Raw genomic sequence first — 5,748 nt, forward strand, 5'->3', positions numbered from 1 at the left:
CGGCGGTCCTGCTCGCCGCCTGACCTCGCCGAGGTCGAGGGTTTCCCGCCGGCACGCGGCCGGAAGCCCTCGACCTCGACGGAGACGCTCGACCTCGGCGCGGCCACGGTCAGGCGGGCGGGGGCTGCGCGGGCATCAGGGGGGTGATCACCGTGTCCGCGATGCCGTACGCCACGGCCTGCTCCGCGGTCAGCACGAGGTCCCGGTCCGTGTCGGCGCGCAGCTGCTCCGGGCTGCGCCCGGTGTGGGCCGCCAGGATGTCGTCGACCTGGGCCCGCACGCGGAGGATCTCCGCGGCCTGCAGCTCCAGGTCCGCCGCGGTCCCCTGCGCCCCGCCCGACGGCTGGTGCAGCAGCACCCGGGCGTGCTCCAGCACGTGCCGCTGGCCCGGTGCCCCGGCGGCGAGCAGCACCGCGGCCGCGGACGCCGCCTGCCCGAGGCAGAACGTCGCGACGTCCGGCCGGACGTACCGCATGGTGTCGTAGATCGCGAGCAGCGCCGTGACGGAGCCGCCGGGCGAGTTGAGGTACAGGTGGATCGGCTTGTCCGGGTCCTCGGACTGCAGGTGCAGCAGCTGCGCGATCACGACGTTCGCCACCCCGTCGTCGATCTCGGTGCCGATGAACACGATCCGGTCGGACAGCAGCCGGGAGTACACGTCGGACGCCCGCTCGCCGTTCGGCCGCTGCTCGACCACGACCGGCACGGTGTAGGACCCGGCCATCACAGGCCCGCCCGTCGCTGCGCGGCGTCCGGGCGGACGTCGTCCAGGTGCTCGACCACGCGGTCCACGAACCCGTACGCCAGCGCCTCCTCGGCGGTGAACCAGCGGTCCCGGTCGGAGTCGCGCTCGATGGTCTCGACGGCCTGGCCGGTGTGCTCGGCGATCAGCGCCTGCATGGTCCGCTTGGTGTGCGCCAGGTTCTGCGCCTGGATGGCGATGTCCACCGCGGTGCCGCCGATGCCGCCGGACGGCTGGTGCATGAGCACGCGGGCGTGCCGCATGACGTTCCGCTTGCCCGGGGTGCCCGCGCTGAGCAGGAACTGCCCGGCGCTGGCCGCGAGGCCCATGGCGAGGGTGGCGACGTCGTTCGGGATCAGCCGCATGGTGTCGTACATCGCCATCGCCGCCGTGACCGAGCCGCCGGGCGAGTTGATGTAGAGCGCGATGTCGCGGCGCGGGTCCTCGGCGGACAGCAGGAGCAGCTGCGCGCACACCCGGTTCGCGACCGCGTCGTCGACCTCCTGGCCGAGCACGACGATGCGCTGGTGCAGCAGCCGCGCGGCGAGGTCGTCGTCGAACGCGCGCGCCGGGGGCGCCTCGCTCCGGGCGGCGGGGACGGGGACGGGGTGCATGCGGGCCTCCTCGGGGTGGTGGTCCTCGCACGCTCGCACCGCCCGGGTGCCCGGCGGGGCCGGGTCTGCCCACGGCAGACCCCGTCTGCCGGCAGCAGACGGCGGCGGTCAGCCCGCCGTCGCCGGCAGCCGCTCGTCGGCGGCCGCCCCCGCGAGGCGCGCCCGCTCGCCGCCGTGCCCGGCCGGGGCCCCGTCGCCCGCCGCCACCACGTCCGCGACCACCACGGTCACGTTGTCCCAGGCGTCCGCGTCCAGCGCCTCCTCGACCAGCGCGTCGGCCACCGCCTCCGGCCCGCCGGGGGTGCCGAGCAGCGCGAGCACCCGCTCCTCGGGCACGTAGTCCGTCAGGCCGTCGGTCGACATCAGCCACCGGTCCCCCGGCCGCGCGTCCACCTCGAGCACGGTCACGTGCGCCGCGTCCGCGGCGTCGCCGGCGAGGCAGTGCAGGATCACGTTCCGCCGCGGGTGGTGGGCGGCCTCGGCGGGGTCGATGACGCCGGCCTCCACCAGGAGCTGCACCAGCGAGTCGTCCCGGGTCACCCGGCGGCCCTCGCCGTCCCGCCACAGGTACGCGCGCGAGTCCCCGATGTGCACGACGCGCACCGCCTCCTCGGCGCAGAACACGCCGGTGAAGGTGGTCGCCATGCCCTCCAGGGACGGGTCGGACCGCACCCGCTCGGCCAGGTCGGCGTTCGCGCTGGCGACGGCGGCGCGCAGGTCGTCGGCGGTGAACCGGTCCGGGCCGGAGGCCGCGAGCGCGGACATCAGGCGGTGCGCGACGGTCCAGGACGCGACGTCCCCGCCGGCGTGGCCGCCGACGCCGTCGGCGACGAACGCGTACCCCGGCGCGCAGCCGGCGGAGTCCTCGTTGTGCGACCGGTGCTCGCCCGCGACCGAGCGCAGGGCGGTGTCGAGGGTCAGCGTCACTGCGGCACCTCCAGGGGGGTCGGGCACCTCGTGACCCCACGATGCCACGTCCCGGCGCACGCGCGTACCGCGGACGGGGGGCGACCACGCACCGACGGGTGGCAGCACCCGGGCGGGCCGCCGCCCGTCAGCGGATCAGCCCCCGCAGGGCCTCCGGGCGCACGTCGGTCTGCGTCGCGATCACCTCGCGCGCCCGGTCGGTCGCGTCCCAGACGTTCCACAGCAGCACCCCGGCGACCCGGCCGCCGTCGAGGTAGTACACGACCCCGGCGCCGAGGTCGTCCGCGTGCCAGTCCTCGACCGTCTCCAGCGACGCGTCGAGCCGCCCCACCGCCTCGTAGCCGAGCTCGAACAGGTCGGAGTAGAAGAACGGCGTGTGGTCGTACGGCTCGTCGGCGCCGGCGAGGTTGCGACCCGCCTGCCGGCCCATCGTGGTGGCGTTGTCGACGTGCTCGACGCGCCGCCTGCCCAGCAGCCGGTCCGGGTACTGCGCGACGTCGCCGGCGGCCCACACGCGGGGGTCGGAGGTGCGCAGCCGGTCGTCGACGACCACGCCGTCGTCGACCTCCAGGCCCGCGGACCGCGCCAGGTCGGTCTCGATCTCCAGGCCCGCGCCGACCACGACCCCGTCCGCCGCGAGCGTCCGCCCGTCGTCCAGGGTCACCGTCACGCCGTCCGGGCCCGACTCCGCCGCCGCCACCGCCGCGCCGCGCAGCAGGGTCACGCCCGCCTCGGCGTACCGGCGCTCGACCCGCCGGGCCAGGGACTCCGGGAACGTCGACCCGGTGAGCACGTCCTGGGGGAACACGAGCGTGACCCGGGTGTCGTTCTGCACGAGCGCCGCGGCGAGCTCGGTGCCGATGTAGCCGCCGCCGACCACCACGACGTGCCGGCCGCCGCCCGCCAGGTCGCGCAGCCGCTCGTAGTCGCGGACGGTGCGGAAGTAGATCACCCGCCCGGAGTCCTCCACGCCCGGCAGCCGGCGCGGGTGCCCGCTCGTCGCGAGCAGCAGCGCGCCGTACCCGACCGTGACGTCCGCGTCGGTGGTGACCGTCCGCGCGGCGGTGTCGACGCCGATGACGGACTCCCCGAGCAGCAGCTCGGCGCCGGTCTCCTCGGCGGTGCGGAGCCACACCTGGTCGAACGCGAACTCCGGGTCCGTCCAGAGCTTCTTGGTCAGGGCCGGCCGGGTGACCGGCGCGGTCGGCTCGCGCCCGACGACGAGGATCGTGCCCGCCGGGTCGACCTCGCGGATGCCGTGCGCGGCGGCGTCGCCCGCCATGCCGGCCCCGACGACGACGTAGTCGTAGCTGTCCCGCACCGTGCCTCCTCAGGTCGCGTCCTCGCGGCCCAGCCTGGCGCGGCGGGTCGCAGGACGCCACCCTCTAGCCGGCCGCGCCGCCGAGCCTCACGGCAGCGGGGTGACCGTCCAGGTGCCGTTGGTGCTCAGGGCCACGACCCCGGGCAGCGCCACGTCGGCGGTCTCGCTCAGCGCCTCGTCGCCGCCGAGCACGAGCGACGCCGGTCCCGTGGCCGGGTCCACGTCCACCGCCGACACCACCCGCGCCAGCAGCGAGTCGCCCGGGCCGGCCGGCGTGTAGTCGATGCGGGCCCCGCTCGCGGTGTCGCCGAGCAGCAGCACGGCCGCCCCGGAGCCCTGCTGCGGCCCGGTCAGCACCGGCAGCTCGTTCCAGCTGGAGAACGTGAGCGTCCACGGGCCCGCCGCGTCGAGCAGGAAGCCCTGCTTGGCCTCGGTGCCCTCCAGGACGTCGACCAGGTAGGTGCCGGTGAGCGGCGCCGGGCCCGCGCCCCACGGCGACCCGCGCCCCTCGGAGGTGAGGACGACGTCGCCCGTGCAGGCCGCGCAGTCGAGCCGCGCCACGACGCCGAAGTCGCCGTCCCGGACGACCGCGATCCGCGCGGGGCCTTCGCCGGAGACGGAGGCCGGGGCGCCCTCGGCGACGGCGCCGGCGTTGACCAGCGGGCGCTCGGGCTCCGCGGCCGGGGCGGCGGTGGGCGTCGTGCTCGGGGACGACGACGCGCTCGGCGTGGGCGCGGCCGCCGTGGGCGGGGGCGTGGGCTCCGCGGGGTCCGACGGCCCGCACCCCGCGAGCAGGAGGGCGGCCACCGCCGCGAGGGCGGTCGCGCCGACGGGGATGGTGCGGTTCCGGGCGGGCGCGGGGGTCGGCATGCCGGCCATCCTGCCCGCCGGTCAGGCCGGCAGCGCGCCGGCAACCACCCGGCCGCGCGACACCACGGCCACGATGTTCTCCACCCGCAGCGCGTCGACGTCCTCCCACGGCCGGCCGCGCAGCACGACGAAGTCGCTGCCGAGCCCGGCGCGGAGCCGGCCCGTGACCGACCCCATCCGGATCGCGTCGGCGGCGTCCGAGGTGGCCGCCGCGAGCGTCCGCTCCGGCGTCCAGCCGAACATCGCCGCCATCGCGCGGACCTCCTCCATCTGGTCGCCGAACCCGACGAACTGCCCGGAGGCGTCGGTGCCGAGCACGAATCGGACGCCCGCCTCGGCGGCGCGGGCGAACCCGGCGTCCCGGAGCGCGACGACGTCGCGGGCCTTGGCCTGCGCCTCGGCGGACACCGGGCGGCGGGCCTCGGCGATGATGTCGTTGATCAGCAGCGTCGGGGCGACGGGCAGGTCGCGCTCCACCAGGGCGGCGAGGTGCTGCTCGGCGATCGCCGTGCCGTGCTCGATCGAGTCGACGCCCTCGGCGAGCGCGATGTCCAGCCCCTCCACGGAGTGCGTGTGCGCGGCGACCAGCATGCCGAGGGCGTGCGCCTCGTCGACGGTGGTGCGGATCTCCTCGGTGGTCTGGTTCCGCCAGCCGACCTTGTCGCCCATGGAGAGCACGCCGCCGGACGTGTAGATCTTCACGCCGGCGGCGCCGGACCGGGCCCAGACGCGGACCAGCTTGCGGCACTCGTCGGGGCTGTCGGCGGTCGGGGGCCGGTGCGGGTAGTGCGGCGGGACGAACAGGTCGCCGTGCCCGGCGGTCATGCCGACCTGGCCGTGCGACAGCAGCCGCGGCCCGGCGAGCACGCCGGAGTCGAACGCGCGGCCGACGGCGAGCTGGATCGAGTCGGCGGCCAGGTCGCGCAGCGTGGTGACGCCGGCGCGCGCGCAGCGCAGCGCGTTGGCGGCGACGTGCAGCGACCGCTCCTCCGGCGGGGTGAGGATCGGCCACGCCGACGGGTCCGCCGCGGGCGCGCCGGCCGGGTAACCCAGGTGCACGTGGGTGTCGACCAGGCCCGGGACGACGCTGAGGTCCGCGTGCCGCGCCGGCGCCTCCTCGACCGCGAGGATCCGGTCGCCGGACCAGGTCAGCCGGGCGGGTCCGACCTCGCGCTCGCCGTTCCAGAGCGGGAGGCCGTCGAGGACGTGCTCGGGGGTGCTGTCGGTCATGGCGGGGTCCTTCGCGGGTGGAGCGGGCCGGGTCCGGTCGGGCC

The 5,748-nt window shown here is 76.7% G+C and carries 6 protein-coding genes; all 6 read right to left on the minus strand.

Going from position 1 to position 5,748, the window contains the following annotated elements; translation table 11 throughout:
• Positions 1–109 precede the first annotated feature (109 nt).
• The 6 genes from MHY85_RS19865 to MHY85_RS19890 all read right to left on the minus strand — a co-directional run bounded on the left by MHY85_RS19865 (position 110) and on the right by MHY85_RS19890 (position 5,704).
• Positions 110–724 (minus strand): ClpP family protease, encoded by a 615-nt coding sequence (locus tag MHY85_RS19865; protein ID WP_239199925.1) that lies wholly within the window; start codon positions 722–724, stop codon positions 110–112.
• Positions 724–1,356 (minus strand): ClpP family protease, encoded by a 633-nt coding sequence (locus tag MHY85_RS19870; RefSeq protein ID WP_239199927.1) that lies wholly within the window; start codon positions 1,354–1,356, stop codon positions 724–726. Before MHY85_RS19870 ends, MHY85_RS19865 begins: the two co-directional genes overlap by 1 nt.
• Before the next feature lie 108 nt (positions 1,357–1,464).
• Positions 1,465–2,283, minus strand: a complete 819-nt coding sequence (locus tag MHY85_RS19875) for a PP2C family serine/threonine-protein phosphatase (protein WP_239199930.1) — start codon at positions 2,281–2,283, stop codon at positions 1,465–1,467.
• Between the two features lie 127 nt (positions 2,284–2,410).
• Positions 2,411–3,604, minus strand: a complete 1,194-nt coding sequence (locus MHY85_RS19880) for an FAD-dependent oxidoreductase (protein ID WP_239199931.1) — start codon at positions 3,602–3,604, stop codon at positions 2,411–2,413.
• 87 nt (positions 3,605–3,691) lie between these two features.
• Positions 3,692–4,474 carry a hypothetical protein gene (locus tag MHY85_RS19885; protein WP_239199932.1) on the minus strand — a complete coding sequence of 261 codons (783 nt, stop codon included), beginning with the start codon at positions 4,472–4,474 and terminating at the stop codon, positions 3,692–3,694.
• Between the two features lie 21 nt (positions 4,475–4,495).
• On the minus strand, positions 4,496–5,704 hold the full coding sequence (locus MHY85_RS19890) for an amidohydrolase family protein (protein ID WP_239199934.1): 1,209 nt from the start codon (positions 5,702–5,704) through the stop codon (positions 4,496–4,498).
• Positions 5,705–5,748: the final 44 nt, after the last annotated feature.

Origin of the sequence: Cellulomonas sp. ACRRI, assembly GCF_022346185.1 — a bacterium.
GTDB lineage: Bacteria > Actinomycetota > Actinomycetes > Actinomycetales > Cellulomonadaceae > Cellulomonas.